Origin of the sequence: Photobacterium sagamiensis, from assembly GCF_050337085.1 — a bacterium.
GTDB lineage: Bacteria > Pseudomonadota > Gammaproteobacteria > Enterobacterales > Vibrionaceae > Photobacterium > Photobacterium sagamiensis.
On sequence record NZ_JAKJSP010000030.1, the window covers coordinates 33,179 to 55,598 of the forward strand.

The window sequence follows — 22,420 nt, forward strand, 5'->3', positions numbered from 1 at the left end:
ATGCTATAAAGTTAGTAACTATCGCTAAAATAGATAGTATAACTAGAGACTAGAGACTAGAGACTAGAGACTAGAGACTAGAGACTAGAGACTAGAGACTAGAGACTAGAAACTAGAAACTAGAAACTAGAAACTAGAGACGAGGGGAGAAAAAGGGTGCGGTTTTCAATTGAACAACTGGAAGCCTTTGTGGCTTCGGCAGAGAGTGGTTCGTTTTCGGCAGGTGCCAGACGGCTTGGCAAAGCACAGTCGGTGATAAGCAGCGCTGTGGCGAACCTGGAAATGGATTTGAATCTTAGTTTGTTTGATCGCAAAGGACGGACACCGGTACTAACGACACATGGTCAGGCTTTGCTGGTTAAAGCTAAACGTATTCTTGATGAATGCGGCGTTTTACTGGTCACCGCAGATGAATTTCAAACTGGTGTCGAACAGAAAATCACACTGGTTGTCGAATCGATGGCGATAACTCAGGTGATGGCCGATAAGCTTAAAGATTTTGAAACTCAATATCCTCATGTGGAGATTGAAATCTTAAGTGCTGGCTCTGGAGATATTTTAAAGCTGATAGCAGAAGAGCGTGCCCAAATAGCGGTGATGCTGCAACTAGAACTTCTGCAACCGGGTTTTGAAGCTTATGGACTTGGGGCATTAGAAATGTGGTGTATTGTGGCGGCTGATCACCCTTTGGCTTCTTATGCGCAGGTAAGTTGGCAAGATTTACAACAGCATCGGCAGATCCTTGTAACCGGGCGTTATGGCCAGGATCAGCAGAGGTGGAGGGTGGCTGATGCGGTCTGGCAAACCGAAAATGCAATCTCTGCTATGCAGTTAACCAGAAGCGGGATTGGCTGGACAGCGTTACCTGCTGAAATGGTACGTGATGTCATAGAATCGGGAAGCCTGACCCGGCTTGCGCTTGATTTTGAATCTCAGCCATGGCGGCAAGGAGTGGATGTTGCATGGTCAACCCAGCAGGCGTTAGGCCCGGCGGCAAAAGCCTTATTGAAGTTGTTAAAACAAATCAGGCTTTAAAGTCGCCAAGTTAGATAAAACGAGCCTTGCTGAACTTCAACCGTTAGCAGCAATAAATTATAGCAATATCGGCCTTAACCCAAATACCCTAACTGTGATCTTCCGAAAGGCTGTCAACTGACCTTTTATATTGGTTCCTTGAGGGAACAGGTTACAACTCTGTCACCGACTATTTTTCTTTTGCCGTAAAAATTGCTGTATCAGGATAGAAGGCATACCAGGCAAACCAGTACAGCAACGTGGCAGACTGTTGATTGTCATTATTATCGGTGATCCAGGCGGAATCATTCTGCTTATCCCAGTGCACGAGGTAGGTCCGATTTTCAAAGATATAAGTGAAACTCTCTTGATCATGCTTCCGTAATTCTGATAACGGGAAAACGATCTGGCCGGACTGGCCTTTTAGCCCCAGTACCAGTTGTTTGGGCGAATAGCGATCCGGTGCCCGGTTCGCAACCGGAAAATACAGCTTGGGTGACTGGCTGTAACCGGCATAAGGATCTTGATCATAGTTCCGGCGAAAGCCAGTGTTAGTCGAGAGTACCAGGGTGTCAGGATGTGTTTTTTGCCACCGTTGCCAACGAGTCAGAAGCAGTGGATATTGTTTCAGTTTTCGTCCTGCCATCGGGCCGCTGACGGCCTGACCACGGATCTGGGACCATAAAGAGTCGGTTTGATGATCATACATCAGGACATCAGAGTTATATAACAGCCCGGACACACCAAAGGTCAGGTTTTGTTCCCCGAGAGTTGCCACAAATGCCATGCCACTGCCACATAAAGGACAGTAACTGATCACTATGCCCTGATTGTTTACATGATCATTGACGATTTCATGCCAGTTGAGGATCTTGAGCGGATAAGCTTTGCTGATGCCATCAATGCTCAGCCCGAGCACTTTGTCATTTGGCTTTAAGTAGGCAGCTTCAGAGCCTGAGATAAATCGCGGCTTGAGCAGGGCCGGGATCCCGTCTTTTGGCGGGCCGCCTGATAATATTTGCATTGCGGGCACTGTCGTACGGCTAAGGTCGAAGCCGTTCAGGGCTTTTGCAAGTAGCGGATTCGTGATTGCACCGATTATGAAAAGGCAAAGGGATATAAAAAGCAATTTCATGGATGAATCCTTATTTACCCCAACCACCTCAAAATGCAGAGCTCAGCGAGAATTCAGAGGCTTTTAGGTATTGAGGTAGTTTGGGTATAGCGATACTCATCATACAGACCGAGGTCAGGGAGGGATCTTTCGATGTTTTAGCTTGATCTGGGGTGGATGCCGATTGCTATTATACCTTGATCATCGTTTCGGCAAAGGAGGGAGTGCTGAAACGTTGGAAAAAATGGCTCTGTTACCAGAGCCAAAACAGATAAAAAATCATATCGGTAAAGCATATTTCACGAGCAGAGCCTGCTAGCAAAACCTAGCCAATGACCTTGTTACAGATCCTGTTTGCTTTTTTTCTATGCCCTGCTGTGGAAAATATGCTTATCACGTATTAACGGAATAATAGTCTCAGCGCTATCAAATGGTATTTCTTTATCTTTCATGTATTTGAAAATGGAATACTTTCAGTTAATTAACGATATTTACTTGATCACGGTCTCACTTAGTCGGGGGGTTTTTAGCATCTCAAATCGTAAGCGGGTGAAATCCAGGTTGCTCTTTTGCTGGATGATCTTCCAGAACGGATTACGATAGAGCTGTTGATGAGAGCCTGTGAAAAAGGGAATGGCCGATGGCGAGACAACCCGGTTGAAATAGATATCAGAAAAAAACTGTTCTCCCGTCGGATCCGGCATTGGAATGGTGATGTTTTTTTCTTGTGACAGTTGTTGAAAATGCTCCAGCATTTTGATGTAACAGGCTGGGTTGATAGCAAGAAAGCTAAGCACTCTTATGTGGTTGGCTGCCGGCATATCCAAAATATAATGACCAATAATGGTTGTGCGGTGCAGGAAGGTAACCACTGTCGGATTCTTGCTATTAAGGTAGCTGAGTGTCTCTTCAAGCGTCTCAAGATACTTTTGCTGGTGGGCGTCAGTGATCAGTGCTAGATCACAGGCCGCTAATTTATGCAGCTCTGTTTTCTCAATTCTGGTTACCGGATAGTTGTAGATCAGTCCGCTATCGTCCAGTTCGGTTTTATTCTGGTATGTCTTATTCAGTATTTTCTGTTCGTTGTCGTCAAACAGATAGGATTGCTGGAAGAAGGCTGCCAGGCCTACTCGTCTAATGTAGGGGGGCTCACTTGCCGCGTTTTCCCACTGGCTGATCATCGACTGGGTCACGTTTTTAAACAGGATATGGGAATTTGCCAGGCGACTGGCCATTTCATTTTGTGACAAATGTAATGCTTTACGGTGTTTCTGGAGTGTGTTGGCGAAACGATTGCGCTTAAATAACTCTAATGGGTTTGGCATGTATTTTATACACTTGTTAGGCATGTACTTCATTTTTCATTTTAGTGTAATAACGAAGACCGCCCTATTCGGAATGGTTAAAAATATTGCCAGAGTGAATATTTCCATGCATTTTGTCTCCCTCAATCTATGGGATATTCATTCCAGTCTTTTACGATACTGCTCTGGTGTACAATGTGCGTGTTTCTTGAACAGTGTGATGAATGGCGAGGCCTGATGGTAACCCAGGGTCAGGGCGATCTCTTTCACGGATAAACCCTTGCGCAACAGGTGTAGTGCGTAGATAAATTTACGCCGCTGGCGCCATTCGGTAAAACTCATCCCCAGCTTATCCTGACAATGACGGGCTAAAGTACGTTCAGTGGTATGAATATCTTTTGCCCACCGGGCCAGGGTTTTGTTATTGGTTGGGTCGCGCTCCAGCTCGGTCAAAATTGGCTTTAATAACTTATCTTCACTGCCGGGCAGGAATTGTTCGTGCTCATTGGCACAAAGTACCTGATCGAGAAGTACACTCACCATTCGTTGATCTTCATCGGTGACGGGCACTGCAATACGGCGTTCGCGCAGATCGTTAATAATCGCGTTCATGATCGGGCTCACTTCTAACAAGCAAGCGTAATCAGGCAAATTGTCGGCAAAGGGCCTGACGATATTCATCGAACAATAGTTCATGCTGCGGCGCATATAACTTTCATGTTCAATACCAGCAGGTACCCATACCGCATACTGGGATGGCGACAAAAACCGTTTACCTTCTGCATTCAGCTCCAGAATACCGCCATTGATCAGTTGTAGCTGGCCCCAGGAATGATGGTGTTTCTGGGTAGTGCTATTTGGCAGAAAGACTTCATGGCCAAAAAAGATATCGCCCGGTGGATTGTCGTTATCAAACAGTGGTTGATGGACCTTTTTCATAAGGACATATACCAATTCCATTAATTATCAGTGATAGGCTAACTTAGTCTTGAACAGCAGGCTTGGCAATAGTGTTATGCGCAATGGTTTATTGGCGGGCGGGATTAGGTTCCCGCGTAGATCTTCTTCAATAGTATTGGAGTGACAAGTGTCGTCAGTACCGCCATGATGACAACGGCAGAGAAGATGTGTTCGACCACAGGTGTCATGGCAGAGAAGTCGTCAAAGAGTCCAGCCTTGAGTGCAATGTCTGCGATAACGAGTTCGACCGCGCCCCGGGCACTCATTCCCGTCCCGACTGCGGCTGCCTCCTGCCACGAAAGACCGACGCTGCGAGCAGCCGCTCCGGCACCGATAAATTTTCCGGCGAAAGCGGCAAGTAACAGGCACGCGACAAAGCCGGGAACTTCGTATATGGCAGAAAAATCCATGTGTAGCCCTACCGAAGCAAAGAAGATCGGCGCCAGGAAGCCGTACGTCATGGCGGAGGTCTTGTTGCGCACGTCGTCGTATGTGGCCTCGTCGATTGTTTTGCGATCAAAGAACAGACCGGCCATAAAAGCCCCGATGATAAAGTGCAGCTCGAGGGCTTCTGCCAGGACAGAAAAGGCGAGTGCCCCAACAAGCAGTGCACTGAATTCGAACTCTTTTTCCTTTATTCCGCGGATAAAGCGAGCACCAAGTGGGAACAGGAACACGCCGACAGTGATGGTGATGGCGAAAAAGGCGAGAACCTTGAGTACGATCGGCCCAAGTGCAAAGCCGCTGGCTGATCCAGCGCCGATGAACGCTGTGAGCCAGGCAAGCAGGATCAGGCTCAGGATGTCATCAAATACTGCTGCTGAGATGATGATCAGGCCTGACGGTGATTCGAGCTTGTCGAGATCGATGAGAATGCGAACCGTAGTGGGCACTGCTGTTATTGCGAGGGCGGTGCCGAGAAAGATGCACTGGGCCAGGAAGATGTCTGATGCGGGCAGAAATACCCACCCCAGACCCATGCCAAATGTCATTGGCAGTATCATGCCACAGACGGCCACCACGAAGGCTCCCTTGGAGTACTTGATGAGTTTGTTTGGTTGCAGCTCGATACCGGCGAACAGCATGATGAAGAACATGGCGAGATCAGTGATTGTGTTGAACACGGGGTTCTGGTCTAGTCCGGCGATGTGGGGAAAAAGCTCAGCGTACTGGGCTGCGACGGTGCCGAGTGCGATACCGGCAATCAACTCTCCGACCAAGGCCGGTTGACCCAGCCGCTCGGCTACTTCACCGAAGATCCGCGTGGTTACGAGCAGGACGAGCAGGATAAAAAAGAGTTCCATGATCGATGTCCATATTCGGGAAATGGCGTTGAAAACCGCGTACATGTCAGATCAGTTTGCTGATACTCAACTAAGATTATATCAACAAAAAAGTGCCTTGATGAATTCAGTCGTTCAAATTGGTATAGAAAAGCAATGCCGAGAATGTTTTAAGATCAATATGGCAAATGCAATTCGCATAATGCGATGGCTATGTACTCCGCTTATTGACAACAAGAGGGCCGTGACATGGAGAGATTTAAGAATATTATTGTGGTCGCGACAGCCGAGTCTGCCAACGAGGCAGCATTGGAACGTGCAGTAGATCTGGCGAACAACAACCAGGCCCGTCTTACCGTTATTGAGGTCATTGAAAAAATACCGACTAACCTGAAGTTATTTCATAATATCCTGTCTCCCGAGATCCTTCAGGCCAACATTGTTGCCGAGCATGAAAAAAGACTCGAAGAGTTGATTGCTCCGTGGAGCAAAAAACTCGACATTCAAATCAAAGTGCTTATTGGTATCCCATTTATGGAAATCATCCGCGAGGTGCTTCGAAATGGGCGTGATCTGGTGGTCAAGGCCGCTGGCAGCGATGGGGTACGGGCGCAGGTTTTTGGCAGTGATGACATGCACTTGTTACGTAAATGTCCGTGTCCGGTATGGTTAGTCAATTCGAAGTCACCTAAAGCCTATCGCCGTATTCTTGTGGCAGCCGCGGTGGATCTCTATAGTTCTTTTCTACCGGAAGAGTCAGAGACAAAACATCAGCTCGATCTTCAGATCCTCGGTATGGCGGGTTCATTAGCACTGTCTGAATTCGCCGAGCTGCACATTGTTCATGTATGGGAGGCTATTGGTGAAAGTTCTCTGCGAGGCGGATTCATGAATAAAAAGGAGGAAGAGGTTGTTGCCTATGTCGAAAAGGTCAAGCAGCAGCATCAGCAAAATTTGAATGGATTGGTGGCAGAGTTCACTAATCATCTAGGCAGTAATGCTTGTGCCTATCTCAAACCTCAAATTCATTTGCTAAAAGGCTCACCACGCAAAGAGATCCCGCTTTTCGCCGATAAGATTGAGGCCGATCTTGTGGTCATGGGTACCGTGGTTCGTACCGGTATTCCCGGGTTCCTGATGGGTAACACGGCAGAAACGATCCTTAACCGAATCGACTGTTCGATACTTGCGGTTAAACCGCAGGGATTTGTTACGCCAGTTACCCTTGAGGAATAATACCAATCGGGATTCTTATCCCGATTGGTATAACCGCCTAACGTTTGCTGATCCGCTCCTTCAGATCGGGATTAGACTCAAGAAGCGGAGAAAAGTCGTCGCCCTGCAAGACCAGCAGTTCGCAGTAGCTGGCTGCAGTGACGTCGGCATTTCGCGGCTCCTGATTCAGTAGTGCCAGTTCACCAAAGAAGTCGCCTCTGCCCAGGCGGATGGGATCATGGTTGTTCGTTACGTCGACTGAGCCGGCAGCAATAAAATACATCGCACTGCCTACCTCCCCTTTATGCACGATATGCTCGCCTGGCGCGACGAGAAGCGGTTTTAGCTGTCTGGCGATTTCAGTAATATGATCGCTGTCCAACCCGGCAAATAAAGGAACCTTTGCCACCAGGTTTTCCGGCTCCAGACGCTCGCTGGCAACCCGGGTGATGCGCTCCTGTAGATAGGGATGTGCAGACGTTATTTTCTGGAAATCTTCTACCTGCAGGACGAGTAGCTGGCAATAGGCAATAGCGGTGACATCGGCGCTGCGGGGTTCCTGGGTGAGCAATGCCAGTTCACCGAAGAAATCGCCGCTGCCAAGACGTACGCTCTGGTGTTTCGTTGCGGCTTCAACGGCACCGCTGGAGATAAAGTACATCGCATTACCTGGTTCATCCAGAGTGACGATCCGTTCGCCCGGCACGACCAGCTGAGGGGTGAGCATGGCGGCAATTTCGCTGATACGGTGCGTCCCCAGCTCGGCGAAGAACGGTACCTTGGCGACCAGCTTGGCCGGTTCCAGCCCGAGATCCAACCGCGGCTGGCGATCCATGGTGCGGTTGCGTTTGTCCAGCTCGCGCACCAGATCATTAAAGACCTCCTGGCTGATTATATTTTCATCGAGCATACGATGATAACTGGCTTCCTCAAGACGTAACGCGACCCGGACAAGATGGCGCTTCTGGAGCGTTTCTGCGTACTCCGGATATTGCAAGTGGAGCGCTTCCAGTGCCTGCTGGGTAATTTTCAGGCGATCGGTTAATAACTGTTCCAGTTCATGGGCCAGGCTCTCGCCAAATAATGACGGGATCTTCTCCCGGCTATAGCTGATAAGCGCAGTGACCACGGTATCGGTGACTTGCAGCACTTCAAAACGGTTGGCCAGCTGTATCGCCAGGGGACGAGTGATCTTCAGATGCCGTTGCAGCAGCATGGCTGTATGAAACAGGATACCGAATTTCAGATCGGTATTGATGGTTTCCTGGTAACCGCCAACCTTGCCAATTTTCAGGCCATCCTGCAGATCATCGGCGTGGAACAGCAGGGTGCGGGTGATTTTGGCTGAGTCCAGCCCGTCAGAGAAGCGTTTAAGGTAGAGGTGACGCTCATGGTTGGTCAGTGTGCTCAGTCCGACACTGAGGGTGACGGTATCGGGCTGCTGGCCAGTTCGTGCCATCGAGTGTTCAACCCTGCTTAATCGCTGCTCGTAAATGTCAGCAACCCCAGTGGCGATTGTCGGATTGATTTTATCCTCGCGTGCGGCGTGCTTAAGTCCCTCACGGATATGCCCTATCGAGAGTGCCATGACCCGGTTGCGAATAAGTTTCTCTGCGGGGGGCAGCTGATCAAGCCCAAAAAAGCGCATCATCATTCCCATGGTCGGGGCGTTAACAAAAAGCGTGAACAACACAAAACCGGTGACCAGAGAGGCGACAAAAGCCTGGATTTCCGGGGCAATGCCCGGCGTTTCGAGGATCACCAGCGCCAGTGCCAGTGAGACGGCGCCGCGTAATCCTCCCCATAACATCACAGTGCGAAAGGCCATGCTGATTTGCTGTCCCAGTCCGAGCTTATTCAGCGACGGCAGCACCAGATACAGCACCACGGTACGGGCCAGGAATGCCGTGATGGTTAAGGCGATCAGTGAGAGTAGCTGGTCAGAGGTAAAATCGACCAGTACTTTGGGAACCAGCAGGCCCACCAGGAAGAAGATCAGGGAATTGGCCCAGAACACCAGTTCTTCCCAGGTTTCGGTCAGCGTGTGCCAGGTATGGGGCGAGATCTGGGTACGTCCGAACGAATTGATCACCAGACCGGCAGTGACGACGGCCATTACGCCGGATACATGCAGGTAGTGCTCCGCTAACAGAAAGCTCAGATAGGCCAGGCAGATAGTGAGTGTGATCTCGACCAGTGGCAGGTTGCGCAGCCGACCGATCAATGACGCGACGAGCCAGGAGGAGATCAGGCCGACCAGAATGCCACCGAAGAAAACCTCCATAAATTTGCCGGCCGCAGACAGCACGCTCTCTTCTGCACCGCTGGTCAGTATTGTTACCAGAATCGTAAATAGCACGATGGCCGTGGCATCATTAAACAGGCTTTCCCCTTCGACCAGGATGGTAAGCCGTTTGGGGGCCCCGAGGTTTTTGAAGATGGCGACAATGGCTACCGGATCGGTGGCCGATACGATGGCGCCAACCAGTAAGCAGGCTATTAGGCTGATACCGGAAACGTACCAGACGGATAAGCCGACAAGCAGGGTGGAGATAAGTAGCCCGATCACCGCGAGCAGGAGTATGGGACCGAGATCGGCCATCAGGTGGCGGGCATTGATATTCAGCGCCGATTCGAAGATAAGGGCAGGCAGGAAGACAAAAAAAACGGCATCGGAGGTAATATCCAGCGCTTCGAGCGCAACCAGGAAATCCCCCAGTATTCCGGGCGCCTGAATGCCACTCATCGCCAGTACGATGCCACCCAAAAGGCTTCCCGCGGCGGCCAGTAACACCGTATAGGGAAAGTTGATACGATTGGCGATGGGCAGCAGTAGGCTTGCGATGGTAAGCAGGCCAACGAGCCCCAGGACCAGAAGAAATGTTTCATGCATGGCAAGAGCCTCTACGATTGATCCTTGCCTGCCGTGTACCAGAAGCAGCTTTGCAGGCACTGTTTATTACATGGTTTATTTTATTACATGGTTTATTGCACTGTTTGTTGTATGGCTTTTCCGCTCTATTTTGATACGACTCGCGGTACTGATACTGATACTGATACTGATACTGATTGACTGATTGAACTAAATCCCGGGAGGCTGCCTGAACCGCTGCTCGGCATATTTGAGCGGCCAGATTATTTTTGCCTGTCCCTGAAAGAGCTGAGCCATAGGGAGGTAAAATCCCTCCATAAAGTTGCCGGTCATCACCTCGTTGGCCGATATTGCATGAGGGCCGGATTTGGTTGCGAACTGATAGCGGTTCCAGACTCCCTTATACGGGGTCTGGTAGAGTGTCTCGGTTAAGGTATCGAAATCCATCGTTCCCGCCTCGTTAAGGGCCTTGATTGCCATCCGGGTGTAGTCGTAGTGGAGCCCGGCAGCTGCGATACTGGGATCTTCCTTGTATCGGGCTCTGAATCGCCTGACCCACCACTGCTGCCACAACGCAACCGGCATCGCAGAGTCCATGGCGATCACATAGTCTGAAGCATCACCTGTCATTGAGTACCAATCATTGAACCAACGCAGTCCGTGACCCAGCAATAAGGCCTTGATGCCCAGACTGCGGAACTGCCTGATAAAGTTGCTGACTGTGACATCACCGGTCGACGTCATCGCCACCAGTGAGACCTTTTCCGCTTTGTATTTGTTCAGCAAAGGCCTGAATTCGGTCTCATCCAGGGCTGCCACGTCGTAGGGCAATGGCTCGAATCCGGCGTTCTTCAGGCTGGTCTGCAACGCCTCGCCCCAGCCGCGTCCAAAAGCACTGTCCTCGACCAATATAGCGGCCCGGTTATTGACTGGCTTCCACAGGCCCTGATCCAGAAAATATTTAAGCGGCTCACCGTACAGGCCTGCCAGCTTCGGTGGTGAAGGCCAGCCTTTAAACCATCCCTTATACCGTTCGGGATCCTGGTTAATTTTATCCGCAATATATTGGGATGCTCCCAGATGGCCGATATGGATCATTTTTAGCGGGGCCTCGGCATCCATCATTGCCAGCGCGACGGAAGAGTGCCAGCCGCCAATCATCAGTTCGACACCCTGGCGGGTAATGGCATCAGTTACTGCTTTCGCGGCTGTATCGGGGTTGGACTGGCTGTCTACCCAGACAATATCAATATCACGAAGCTTGCCATCGATAACAACCGGTACTTCCCCTTTTGCCCGGGCATCCTCCAGTGCCATCAGGGTGCCCTGTTTCAAGGCCGCGCCCGTATGTTGTGCCGGTCCGCTGTATGGTCCGGAGACACCGATTCGAAGGGGAGGGCCGAGGCTTTGCGCATGAAGTATTTTCGGCATCAACAAGGAGAAAGTTCCTGCCGCACCAACCGCTCCGGCGGCTCGAAGGAAACGTCGTCGGCTGAATTGGACAAACTGTGTCAGGAAGTATCGCTCCCTGAAATGTTGACTCATCAGCTCTCTCCTGGGCTCTGGTGGAGCAATATATTTAGGTTAGCTCAAAAAATGGGTATTGAAGTCTATACTGACTCTGTGCGGAGCATTTTTTATTTGTTTTTCAGGGGGATTCCAATGGGGCTTTTGCAAAAGAGCCTGAAGGCGCGGATGACGGTTTACTTCTTGCTGGTTTCAGTACTGGTTGTCGTTGCGCTGGCGGCGGTGACGCATTTTCTTTCTGCTGAAACTCAAAAGGAGGTGGCGATCGCGCAGTTTGAGGTTATTGCCGATCATAAAGAGTTCGAGATTAACCGGTTTATTTCCGAGCAGGTCGCTATTGCGACGAAAATTGCCGGGCTTGATGAACTACGCAAAGCTGCTGACTCACTATTGTCGAAGGAGTTTGATTCTGCTCAATACCAGGCTGCCTATTTAGAGTTGGCCGAAGTCTTGTTTTTGTCCACGTTTCTTGATTATGGTTCAGCGAGCGCCTCTGATTTGACAGAAATTTTACTGCTGACAAATATTGGCGGCAGGGTTTTCTTCTCCACGGATCCGTCTCATGAGGGGCAATACCGGCTCAGCGATCAGTATTTCACCAAAGGGCGGCAGGCAACCTACTTGCAGCAGGTGTATCCGGCATCCGAGACCGCCGCACCGACCCTGACGGTGTCGACTCCGCTTCTGAGCCCGACAGGAGAGCTTCTTGGCGTGCTGGCAGCCCATATCAGGTTGTCGATTCTGGTCGAGATTGTCGGCAGGCGAACCGGATTTGGGGAAAGCGGCGAGGCTTATTTGATTGATGCTCACAACCGTTTTATTTCAGCCGAACGCTTTGGCGATGAGTCTTACCCGCGGGGTGTACACAGCCAGGGTATTGAAGCGGCCCTGAAGGGGGAAAACGGAGCGGGACTCTATAACAACTATACCAATGTACCGGTGATTGGCAGTTACCGCTGGCTTCCCAATCTGGGCCTGGCGCTGATCACTGAAATTCAGGCTTCCACAGCCTTGGCACCTGCCAACCGTCTTGGCGGGATGATCCTAAGCGTTGGCCTGTTGGCGGTTGGGGTACTGAGTATCGGGATTTACCTGATTGCCGCTCGGATTGCCCGGCCTATTCTGGCCGTGACGGATACCACCTTGAAAATCGCCGCCGGGGATCTCAATCAGACTGCACCGGTTCTGACTCAGGATGAAACCGGGGTGCTGGCGAAAAACTTCAATATTATGATCGAGCGGCTTAAAAGTACTCTTGACGATTTAGCCGCGGAGCAGGAAAAGTCGGAACACCTATTGCTTAATATTCTGCCAGCAGCGATTGCAGAACGTCTCAAGCAAGGCGAAGATACTATTGCGGACAGCTTTGCCGAAGTCACCATTTTATTCGCTGATATCGTCAACTTCACCCCCATGTCCGCCCAACTGTCTGCAGCGGAGCTGGTGGGGTTGCTCAACGAAATATTTTGTGAGTTTGACCGCTTGAGTGAAGAGCGGGGGCTGGAAAAGATCAAAACTATCGGGGATGCCTATATGGTTGGAGCCGGGATCCCCATCCCGCGAGATGATCATGCCCAGGTGGTCGCCGAGATGGCACTGGACATGATGGAGGTGATTGAGTGTTTCAACCGAAGACATGATAGCGATCTGAGCATGCGCATTGGAATTAACAGCGGGCCTGTGGTGGCAGGGGTGATTGGCACGAAAAAGTTCGTCTATGACATCTGGGGAGATGCGGTGAATACGGCGTCAAGAATGGAGTCTCAGGGGCTGAAAGGGGGGATCCAAATCACCGAAGCCACCTACAGACACTTGCGGGATCAGTTCGTATTTTCCGATCGCGGGATGATAGGCATCAAAGGAAAAGGACAAATGCACACCTATATTTTGAAAGGGCGTAAGGAAGAGGCGATCAGTTAGGTTGTTTTTGTTATGCAGGGTTTGAACTAAGGATACATATATGAAGTTAATTAACACCTTGCTGATACTTGCCGGCCTTTTTTTGAGTGGTTGTAACGATCAGCCGTCAAGTCTCAAAGAGTTCAGGATCGGCCTGATTGCGCCGATAAGCGGTCATATTCCGGAAGTGGGACAGGCCACGGTAGAGGCTGCGAAACTGGCTGTTCAGGAAGTCAACGACCGCGGCGGTCTGATCATCGACAATGAACGATACCGGGTGGAACTGCTGATTGAAGATAATCAGGATAAAGCCGAGCAGGCTATCAGTGCCGCTCTGCGGCTGATCAATCAGCAAAACGTCAGTGCTATTGTTGGCCCTCAGGCCAGCCGTAACGCGATCCCTGCGGCCAGATACGCCGAGTACGCTGGGATCCCGATGATCAGCCCCTGGTCTACGAACCCGGAAACAACCCGGGATAAAAACTGGGTTTTTCGTGTCGCTTTTGTTGATACTTTTCAGGGGCAACTGATGGCGAGTTTCGCCTACGACGAGTTGGAGTTTAAAAAGGCAGCCGTGCTGTATGATATCTCCAGTGAGTATAACCGCAATCTGGCTGAGGTTTTCAGGACAGCCTTTAAGGCATTGGGGGGCGGGATAGTCGCCTTTGAGTTCTATACCCGTGACACGGAGGATGTTACTAAGCAGCTGCGCCGGATCCAGGCCGCCGAACCCGAGGTGCTGTTTTTGCCCAATTACTACAATGAAGTGCCAGGTCAGGCCCGTCAGGCAAGAGAGCTGGGGATCAAGGCTCAATTACTCGGCAGTGATAGCTGGGCTCAAATACCGGAAGCTGAGCGTGATGCGATTGAGGGGGCCTTTTTCAGCACGCATTATGCGGTTGATACTACTAATGACGAGACGATGCACTTCAGGGCTCGCTATCGTCAAACGTTCAACAGGGAGCCGGATGATGTGGCAGCCCTGACTTATGATGCCTTCGGGATGTTATTTGAGGCGGCGAAACGTCATGGCGGGGTGGAGCCTGAAGGGATCCGCGATGCGCTCAACAATCTTGACGTTTATGACGGTGTCACAGGGAAAATTGAGTTTCGTGATTCCGGTGATCCGATCAAAAGTGCCGTGGTGCTTGAGGTAAAGGAAGGCGAATTTTCATTCAGTATGCGGGTTGAACCCTGACGGCTCAGGGTATACCAATTCCATTAATTATCTACCCATTCAGAACACCACTGGGAGTCAAGTTCAAGGATAGCGATTGATAGAAGAGTGGATCTCTTTTGAAATCGCTAGACACAGAAATTGGCTTCCAGTGGCGTTCCCGTTGGGCGAGTTTAAAATCCTTTTATACTACGTTAATAAATTTCAATTTAGAGCCACTAGATTTTCAATTTCTCGCCTTGTCTAAAAGGATTTTAACTCTCGCTGAATTGATCAGATAATTAATGGATTTGGTATTATGCTATTTTTTTTCAGCGTACAAAAAAGCCAGCAGATTGCTCCACTGGCTTTGTCTTGATTATTTATTGGATATTTAGTTTTTGCTAAATACCAAAAATTGGGTTGATAACGGCGGTAAAGTCACTTTGACGGAATACGGCAGGCCATGGCTTGGCTCTTCCACCGCTTCAATGTATTCATCTACAGCATAACCGCTGCCCCAATAACAGGTGGCATCCGTATTGAGTACGAGGCGGTATTGCCCTTTCTCCGGCACACCCAGGGTATAACCATTGCGCGGTTCTGGCGTAAAGTTACTGATCACCAACACTTTGTCACCATTGAGCGCAAAACGTTCATGGGCCAGTACGCTTTGCTCGGCATCATCTTGTACTCGCCATTGGAAACCTTCCGGCGAACAGTCGAGCTCATACAGTGCCGGAACACTGGTGTACAACCGGTTTAGATCTCGGACTAAATTTTGCGTCCCTTGATGGCGAGGATATTGCAGCCAGTGCCATTCTAGTTGACCATCGTGGTTCCACTCGGCACTCTGGGCAATTTCGGCCCCCATAAAGTTCAGCTTTTTACCCGGCTGACCGTACATATACCCCATATAGGCACGCAGGTTAGCGGATTTTTGCCACTCATCCCCCGGCATTTTATCCAGCATCGACCCTTTGCCGTACACCACCTCGTCGTGAGAAAGCGACAAGACGTAATTCTCACTGAATGCGTAAATCATTGGGAATGTGATGGTATTGTGGTGGTATTTGCGGTGAACAGGTTCTTCTTTGATGTATGACAGGCTGTCGTGCATCCACCCCATATTCCACTTAAAGCCAAAGCCTAAACCGCCCATCGCGGTTGGTTTGGAAACACCGGGGAAAGCTGTAGACTCTTCGGCAATGGTCATCGCATTGGGATAATGGCGATAAACTTCTTCATTCATCCACTTCAGCAGGCTGATGGCATCATAGTTTTCATTACCGCCATCCTGGTTGGGGATCCATTCACCGTGCTTGCGGGAATAATCGTGGTAAAGCATTGAGGCAACGGCATCAACACGCAAGCCATCGATATGGAAATGCTCAAACCAGTACAGCGCATTCGACACTAGGAAACGGCGTACATGATCCCGACCATAATCGTAGATATAGCTGCTCCAGTCCTGGTGCCAGCCACGACGCGGATCTGGGTCATTGAACAATGGGGTACCGTCAAAGTTTGCCAAACCGTGATCATCGGACGGGAAATGTGCCGGCACCCAGTCAAGCACCACACCCAGACCGGCCTGGTGACACTCATCAACAAAATACTTGAAATCATCCGGTGAGCCAAAGCGACTGGTAGGGGCAAACAGGCCTATCGGTTGATAGCCCCAAGAGCCATAAAACGGATACTCTGATACCGGCATCAGTTCAATATGGGTGTACCCCATATCGGTCAAATAAGGGATCAGCTCTTGTGCCAACTCCCGGTAAGTCAGAAATTCACCGTGTTCATTTCTGCGCCATGACCCTGCATGCAGCTCATAGAAAGAGAGCGGCTGTTGGTGCTTTGGTGCTTCTTCCCGGTTTTGCCATGCCCGGTCTTGCCACTTGTACTTGGCCTGATCAAAAACAAGCGATGAGAAAGACGGGTACTGTTCGGCATGGTAACCCCATGGATCGGCTTTATGTGGCAAGCCATTGCCTGCGCTGTCTTTCAGCTCAAACTTGTAACACTCCCCTTCTGCCAGCCCGGGAATGAATAATCCCCACAGGCCATGATCCATGCGTTGTAAGGGATGACGTCGGCCATCCCAACCATTAAATTCTCCTACTACACTGGCAGCAGAAGCATTTGGTGCAAAAACCAGAAAACGAACGCCTGAAACCCGCTGGCCTGCTTTTTCCAGTGTGATGAGCTGGGCACCCATTTCATTGTACATTTGTGACGGGGTGAAAAGCGCCTCGTCAGAAGGCAAAATACGATGATATTGATAAGGGTCATTAATCGATTGCTGGCCGTTCGGCCAACAAACATGCAACTGATAATTAGCAGTGGTCAGGTCTGTTTCACCTTTGAGGATAAAACCGCTGGTGGATTCACGTTCCATGCTGAAACGTTCACCACATTCGATTTCCACCTCAACCTTTTCAGCGCCTGGCATCCATACGCGAAGTGAGATCTCTTCAGAATTGTATTGTGGTCCTAGAAATGAAAATGGGTCTGAAAATGCGGCTCTTTCTAGCTGGCCGTATTCCTTTTCACCCTGTGTTTCTCTGTTCAACGAATTACTCCTTACTGATCACTGAAGAGCTTTTGCTCGCATCTATGCTAAGCGTCGAGTCAATCGATAATTTCCTGATGGGCCAAGACATCATCTTGATTGCGATAGAACCTCAAAAAGCCCTCTTATGAGGGCTTAAAGAAGTTCGGACAGGTTATTAAACGCCGGATGCAGACTCTGTCGATGCAACGGATGGCAACACGTAGCCATCAAGATACATCTCAAGGTACTGCAGTGCAGATTCCTGCCAGCTGAACTGGCATGCCATTGCATTTTGTTGCAAGCGTTTAAATTCCTGTGGCTTTTGGCTGTACAGCAGAAGACTACGTTGCAATTTAATCAACAGAGCCTCTGGGGTCGGATCGCTAAATATAAATCCGGTCGCGACTTGAGGTTTCTCGTCATAATCAATAACGGTATCAATTAATCCGCCAACCCCTCGAACGATAGGCAATGTACCATACGCCAAGCTGTACATTTGATTCAGGCCGCAAGGCTCAAATTCAGAAGGCATCATAAAAAAGTCAGCCCCGGCTGTAATACAGTGAGCCAATGGATTGCTGTATGCCTCAACAAATGCGAATTTATCTGCATGCGCTTCGCTAATTTGACGTAACGCCGACGCCAATGCCGGATCGCCGGTTCCAACAAGAACGACCTGAACCTCATTGAGCAGGAAGTCTTTTAAAATCGGGATCAGATAATGGATGCCTTTTTGCTCGGTTAAGCGACAGACCATGCCGTACACCGGAAGATCAACGACCGGCAAACCTACCTGCTGCTGCAAATCTTTTTTACAGGCCTTTTTGCCCCGAGCCATACTGATCTTATTCGCTTTGAATTTCTGCTTGATATAAGGATCGGTTTCCGGATTCCAGTCGCCATAATCACAGCCATTCACAATGCCATATAAATCACTGATTCGGTTTTGAAAGTCAACGTCCATACCGTGTGAGCCGATATGAGTCAGCAATTCTGAGGCATAGTTAGGACTCACCGCATTCACTTTATCAGCATAAGCAACCCCCGCTTTTAGCATACTGATATGAGAAGGATCTATTTCAGCATTTATGTAACGGTGTTGAATCAATTCAGGGATCAAACTGTACTGATCGTAATTGAAAATACCTTTAAATACCGCATTATGAATAGTGATCACACTCTTCGCATTAGCAAAAAAGTCACTCTGAGCATAACGGGTTTTCAGTAAGAAAGGCACCAGGCCGGCATGCCAGTCGTTACAGTGAATAATGTCCGGCTGAAAGCCGACTTTCTCGCACATGTCCAGTGCCGCCGCACTCAAGAAGGCAAAACGCTCACCATTGTCTGGGTATGCCTGATTATTTTCGGCATACAATTCCGGACGATCAAAGTACTGCGGTGCATCCAGCGCATAAACGGGCACATCGCCACTTGCTAACTGTTTTACTTGATAATCAACGGCTGCAGGCTGCGGTTCAACGTATAGTTCTGTTGATAGTAACGAAACTGCCTGATCACGACCTGTTACGGTCTTATAAAGCGGCATTACAATTCGAACATCGTGCCCCATCAGCTTTAAAGCGGCAGGCAAAGATTTTGCAACATCGGCGAGGCCGCCAGTTTTCACCAGCCCCTCTACTTCAGATGAAACAAATAAAATCTTAAGTGGCTTTTTTGGCACAGCTTTCTTTTTAGTAGCCAACTTCTTAGTAACCAATTTTCGCTCCTTTCGGGATCACGACAATTCCGTCGTCAGATACGTGATATTTCTTTTTATCTTCTTCAATATTCACACCAATCACAGTACCCGGGGCAATCTGCACATCTTTATCGATAATCGTACGACGAATTATGCAGTTTGCACCTATCTTTACATCACCCAAAATGACAGATTCAGAAATCGTACTGTTGTGATCAACATTGGTGCGGAAGCCTAGTACCGATTGATGAATTTTTGCGCCTCGAATATAGCTACCTGCTGAAATCATGCAGTTATTAATATCTATCTTACAATTGTTGGCATCAAGAATCGTCGCGGGTGGTAATGGCGGGTAATGAGTATGTAGCTGCCATTGGCGGTTATACAGTGAAAAAGGGGCATCTTCAGAAAGCAGATCCATATGCGCTTGCCAGTACGCTTCGATGGTACCTACATCACGCCAATAGCCATTATTTTTTTCACCAGGGATAATGTTTGAATTGAAGTCATAAACAAACACTTTTCCCTGCGGAAATAGCTTAGGAATAATGTCTTTACCAAAGTCATGGCTGGAATTTTCGTTAGCCGCATCTTCATTTAATTCGGCGCACAAAGTGCCAGTTTCAAAAATATAATTACCCATTGAAACCAAGGCATGGTCAGGATCACCCGGAATAGATTTAGGTTTAGCGGGTTTTTCTTCAAAACCAATCATGCAGCCTTTTTCATCAACTTCAATAACACCAAAGGCACTGGCTTCGTTAAGAGGCATACGCAAGGCCGAAACTGTCAGTTCAGCTTCTTTTTCCTGATGGAAATCCAGCATTTGTTTCACATCCATTTTATAGATGTGATCGCTACCAAATATACAGACTTGGTCCGGCTCAGCCTGTTCAATAAAACCAATATTCTGATAAATAGCATCAGCGGTTCCATCATACCAGCGTTTGCCCATACGCATTTGTGCCGGGATAGGGTCAATAAAACGGTCTGTGATACCAGTCAGGTTCCAGCCCTTTTTCATATGGACATACAATGACTGAGACTTGAATTGAGTCAGTACATATATCTTCAGAATATCTGCATTAACAAAGTTGTTTAATGCAAAATCGATAAGCCGATAACTCCCCCCAAATGGGACTGCTGGTTTAGTACGTTTTTCCGTTAAGGGACGTAATCTAGAACCTTCGCCACCCGCCAGTATCATTCCTAAAACGCCAGACATCCTATGCTCCCTTATCATTATGCTGTTTCGTGCATACGCAACGCGTATACATCATATGAGTTTATATCATATGATGTATTTAATTTGAACTGTAAAATTAATAAAGGTGAAGTTCTGTAAACAGAAATCGCAGGCTATTTTTAGCTGTGCAAATGTTTCACACAATGAGCCATTGCAAATGGATTTATACCCAAACCACCTTAAGATGCAGAGTTCATGGAGGGTTAAAATGACGCTAACAGCATAAAATAAAAGTGTTTATCTGGTTTGGGGAGCTTGTATTATCGAGCCAGCATAATTTCCAAACGTGCGCCAACACGTTCAGCTAAATCGGCAAGTTCACCTACCCATTCGATGATTTGGTATAAAAATATGACATCAACGGGATTTAAATCAGCTTCAATAGCCAATAAAGAACGGCGTAACTCAATTTGCATAGAATCGGTGCCATCTTCAATTTTATCGAGTTGATTGATCATTTTTTCAACCAGATCAACTTCGCGCCCCTTAAAGCCCATTTCTAACAAGGCATCAAGTTCATTGATCACATCTGCTGCTTTTTCGGTAGCATCAATACAGAGGCTTAAGTAATCAAAAAAGGGTTCTGATAGTTCATCTGGGATTTGTAATTTACGGCCTATTACCCGGTCTGAAATATCTTTGGCTTTGTTGGCAATTTTGTCTTGTTGAGTGAGTAGTTCCAACACATCAGTTCGTTGTACCGGCATAAAAAAACTGTTAGGTAATTCGAGACGAATTTCGCGCTTTAGCTGGTCGGCATCTTTTTCCAGTTCCGATATCTGCTTGCGGATCTTTTCTGCCTTTTCCCATTCATTTTCAACACAGGCACGGAAAAACGGTTTCAATTGATTGCAACACGAAGCCACCAGCCGAATATGTTTCTCTAATGGTTTCAGTGGCGATTTAGCAAAGACATCCAGTATTAAATTTCTTGTCATAATATAATCCAACGAAGTGTTATTCTTGTGTTAAAAATCCAATCAGCTTCGCGATAAAAATCCGTCACCTTGTAATTTATATTTTAGACCAACGGTGATTGGGTTGGATAATAATCTTAATAACTCCTTGATATTTTAAACAATGCATTGGTCTTTATATATCTGGTTATCGAGAATGTTATTATTTTACAATTTACCCTTTGTTCCCAATGGATTTGCCATTTTCACGGTGAAAACAAAAAAAGCCCCGAGGGGGCTTTTTACATTAGTACGTGTTTTGCAATCTGATTTAGCACTGTGCTGTGGCTAAGTACTTCTCCATCTCAGCGGTCGGCACCATGCCTCCACCTGTCGCCCAAATCAGATGAGTGGCATGATTCATCTTCTCTGCGGTAAAGCTCATTCGGTTCAGGTAATCGGTATTGTTTTGAACGTGAACAGCACCCACCATACCGGCCAGAGCTGATGGTTCTAATTGAATATCTTCTGTTCTACTGAGTAAGCCCAGCAGGTTATACATTTCCTGATCATCAATCGTAACGTAGCCGTCAAGCAGGCGTTCCATGGCACGGCCAACGAAGCCGGAAGCGCGCCCTACCGCTAAACCATCAGCGGCCGTTACGTTGTCGATGCCCAGATCCTGAACGGCAATATTGTCGTGCAGTCCGGTATGTACGCCTAATAACATGCAAGGTGAGTGAGTCGGCTCGGCAAAAATGCAGTGAACATCATCACCAAAGGCTAATTTAAGCCCGAAAGCAACGCCGCCAGGTCCGCCGCCGACGCCACATGGCAAATAGACAAACAACGGGTTGTCACTATCGACGGTGATGCCCATCTCTTCAAACTGTTTTTTAACTCGTTCGCCAGCCACCGAATAGCCAAGGAACAGATTTTTTGAGTTCTCATCGTCGATAAAGAAGCACATTGGATCGCTTGCAGCCTCTTCTCGCCCTTTCTCGACGGCAACGCCATAATCCGATTCATATTCGACGACATTAACGCCGTGTGAACGAAGTTTACTCTTCTTCCACTCGCGTGCATCGGCTGACATGTGAACACTGACGTTGAAGCCAAGTTTTGCACTCATGATGCCGATTGACATTCCCAGGTTGCCCGTTGAGCCTACGGCAATGCTGTACTGACTGAAAAACTGTTTAAATTCATCGGAATGCAGCTTTTCATAATTGTCGTCAACTGATAGCAGGCCAGCTTCGATGGCTAATCCTTCAGCATGTTTCAGTACTTCATAGATCCCGCCACGGGCTTTGATTGAGCCTGAAATAGGAAGGTGGCTGTCTTTTTTCAGCAGCATCTTTCCTTGGATACCGGTGTTATACCGCGTGCTGAGTTCACTTTGCATGGCAGGAACTGCCTGGATTTCCGACTCAATGATCCCGTGAGTTGCAGCCGTTTCCGGGAACGCCTTGCACAGGTATGGCGCAAAGCGATTAAGGCGATCGCTGGCATCTTTGACATCATTCTGATCTAAGCTCACATAAGGCAGCCCTTCTTCCAGTGTTGTGATGCCCGGGTTAAACCATGCCAGCTCGTTCAGGTCGATTAACTGCTGAACCAACGGGAAGTCTGACACTAATTGTTTGATCTGTTCTTTATTCACAATATTTCTCTTTCT

General features: G+C 48.5%; 15 protein-coding genes. 4 read left to right on the top strand and 11 right to left on the bottom strand.

Annotated features, from left to right (window positions below; genetic code table 11):
* The first annotated feature begins 156 nt into the window (after nt 1–156).
* Entirely contained in the window at nt 157–1,035 is an 879-nt protein-coding gene (locus L4D76_RS15430) for a LysR family transcriptional regulator (RefSeq protein WP_428441787.1), read from the top strand.
* Between the two features lie 169 nt (nt 1,036–1,204).
* Here the strand turns inward: L4D76_RS15430 and L4D76_RS15435 are convergent, their stop codons facing one another.
* The 4 genes from L4D76_RS15435 to L4D76_RS15450 form a co-directional block, all read right to left on the bottom strand.
* Nucleotides 1,205–2,149, bottom strand: coding sequence for a DUF3179 domain-containing protein (locus L4D76_RS15435; RefSeq protein ID WP_428441788.1), 945 nt, complete (start codon nt 2,147–2,149; stop codon nt 1,205–1,207).
* A 470-nt stretch (nt 2,150–2,619) separates the two neighbouring features.
* Nucleotides 2,620–3,453 carry a helix-turn-helix domain-containing protein gene (locus L4D76_RS15440; protein WP_428441789.1) on the bottom strand — a complete coding sequence of 278 codons (834 nt, stop codon included), beginning with the start codon at nt 3,451–3,453 and terminating at the stop codon, nt 2,620–2,622.
* A 138-nt stretch (nt 3,454–3,591) separates the two neighbouring features.
* A complete protein-coding gene (locus L4D76_RS15445; RefSeq protein ID WP_428441790.1) occupies nt 3,592–4,371 on the bottom strand; it encodes an AraC family transcriptional regulator in 780 nt (259 codons plus the stop codon).
* A gap of 104 nt (nt 4,372–4,475) precedes the next feature.
* Nucleotides 4,476–5,696: a cation:proton antiporter gene (locus L4D76_RS15450; RefSeq protein WP_428441791.1), complete on the bottom strand. Its 1,221-nt coding sequence runs from the start codon at nt 5,694–5,696 to the stop codon at nt 4,476–4,478.
* Between the two features lie 228 nt (nt 5,697–5,924).
* Here L4D76_RS15450 and L4D76_RS15455 point away from each other — a divergent pair, with 228 nt between their 5' ends.
* Nucleotides 5,925–6,911 (top strand): universal stress protein, encoded by a 987-nt coding sequence (locus L4D76_RS15455; RefSeq protein WP_428441792.1) that lies wholly within the window; start codon nt 5,925–5,927, stop codon nt 6,909–6,911.
* 37 nt (nt 6,912–6,948) lie between these two features.
* Here the strand turns inward: L4D76_RS15455 and L4D76_RS15460 are convergent, their stop codons facing one another.
* Together L4D76_RS15460 and L4D76_RS15465 are read right to left on the bottom strand one after the other, a co-directional pair.
* The gene (locus L4D76_RS15460) at nt 6,949–9,783 is read right to left on the bottom strand and encodes a cation:proton antiporter (RefSeq protein ID WP_428441793.1); all 2,835 of its coding nucleotides are present in this window, start codon (nt 9,781–9,783) and stop codon (nt 6,949–6,951) included.
* 189 nt (nt 9,784–9,972) lie between these two features.
* Nucleotides 9,973–11,307, bottom strand: coding sequence for an ABC transporter substrate-binding protein (locus tag L4D76_RS15465; protein WP_428441794.1), 1,335 nt, complete (start codon nt 11,305–11,307; stop codon nt 9,973–9,975).
* Nucleotides 11,308–11,358: 51 nt separating this feature from the next.
* On the opposite strand from L4D76_RS15465, the gene L4D76_RS15470 reads away from it, so the two are divergent.
* Together L4D76_RS15470 and L4D76_RS15475 are read left to right on the top strand one after the other, a co-directional pair.
* Complete coding sequence (locus L4D76_RS15470; protein ID WP_428441795.1) at nt 11,359–13,209, top strand: adenylate/guanylate cyclase domain-containing protein; 1,851 nt, start codon at nt 11,359–11,361, stop codon at nt 13,207–13,209.
* Nucleotides 13,210–13,249: 40 nt separating this feature from the next.
* On the top strand, nt 13,250–14,386 hold the full coding sequence (locus L4D76_RS15475) for an ABC transporter substrate-binding protein (protein ID WP_428441796.1): 1,137 nt from the start codon (nt 13,250–13,252) through the stop codon (nt 14,384–14,386).
* Nucleotides 14,387–14,738: 352 nt separating this feature from the next.
* Here the strand turns inward: L4D76_RS15475 and glgB are convergent, their stop codons facing one another.
* The 5 genes from glgB to dsdA all read right to left on the bottom strand — a co-directional run bounded on the left by glgB (nt 14,739) and on the right by dsdA (nt 22,405).
* Nucleotides 14,739–16,919, bottom strand: coding sequence for a 1,4-alpha-glucan branching protein GlgB (glgB, locus tag L4D76_RS15480; protein ID WP_428441797.1), 2,181 nt, complete (start codon nt 16,917–16,919; stop codon nt 14,739–14,741).
* Between the two features lie 157 nt (nt 16,920–17,076).
* Nucleotides 17,077–18,603 (bottom strand): glycogen synthase GlgA, encoded by a 1,527-nt coding sequence (gene glgA / locus L4D76_RS15485; RefSeq protein ID WP_428441832.1) that lies wholly within the window; start codon nt 18,601–18,603, stop codon nt 17,077–17,079.
* 4 nt (nt 18,604–18,607) lie between these two features.
* On the bottom strand, nt 18,608–19,843 hold the full coding sequence (glgC, locus tag L4D76_RS15490) for a glucose-1-phosphate adenylyltransferase (RefSeq protein ID WP_428441798.1): 1,236 nt from the start codon (nt 19,841–19,843) through the stop codon (nt 18,608–18,610).
* A gap of 263 nt (nt 19,844–20,106) precedes the next feature.
* On the bottom strand, nt 20,107–20,784 hold the full coding sequence (locus L4D76_RS15495) for a TIGR00153 family protein (RefSeq protein ID WP_428441799.1): 678 nt from the start codon (nt 20,782–20,784) through the stop codon (nt 20,107–20,109).
* A gap of 289 nt (nt 20,785–21,073) precedes the next feature.
* Nucleotides 21,074–22,405: a D-serine ammonia-lyase gene (gene dsdA / locus L4D76_RS15500; RefSeq protein WP_428441800.1), complete on the bottom strand. Its 1,332-nt coding sequence runs from the start codon at nt 22,403–22,405 to the stop codon at nt 21,074–21,076.
* Nucleotides 22,406–22,420: the final 15 nt, after the last annotated feature.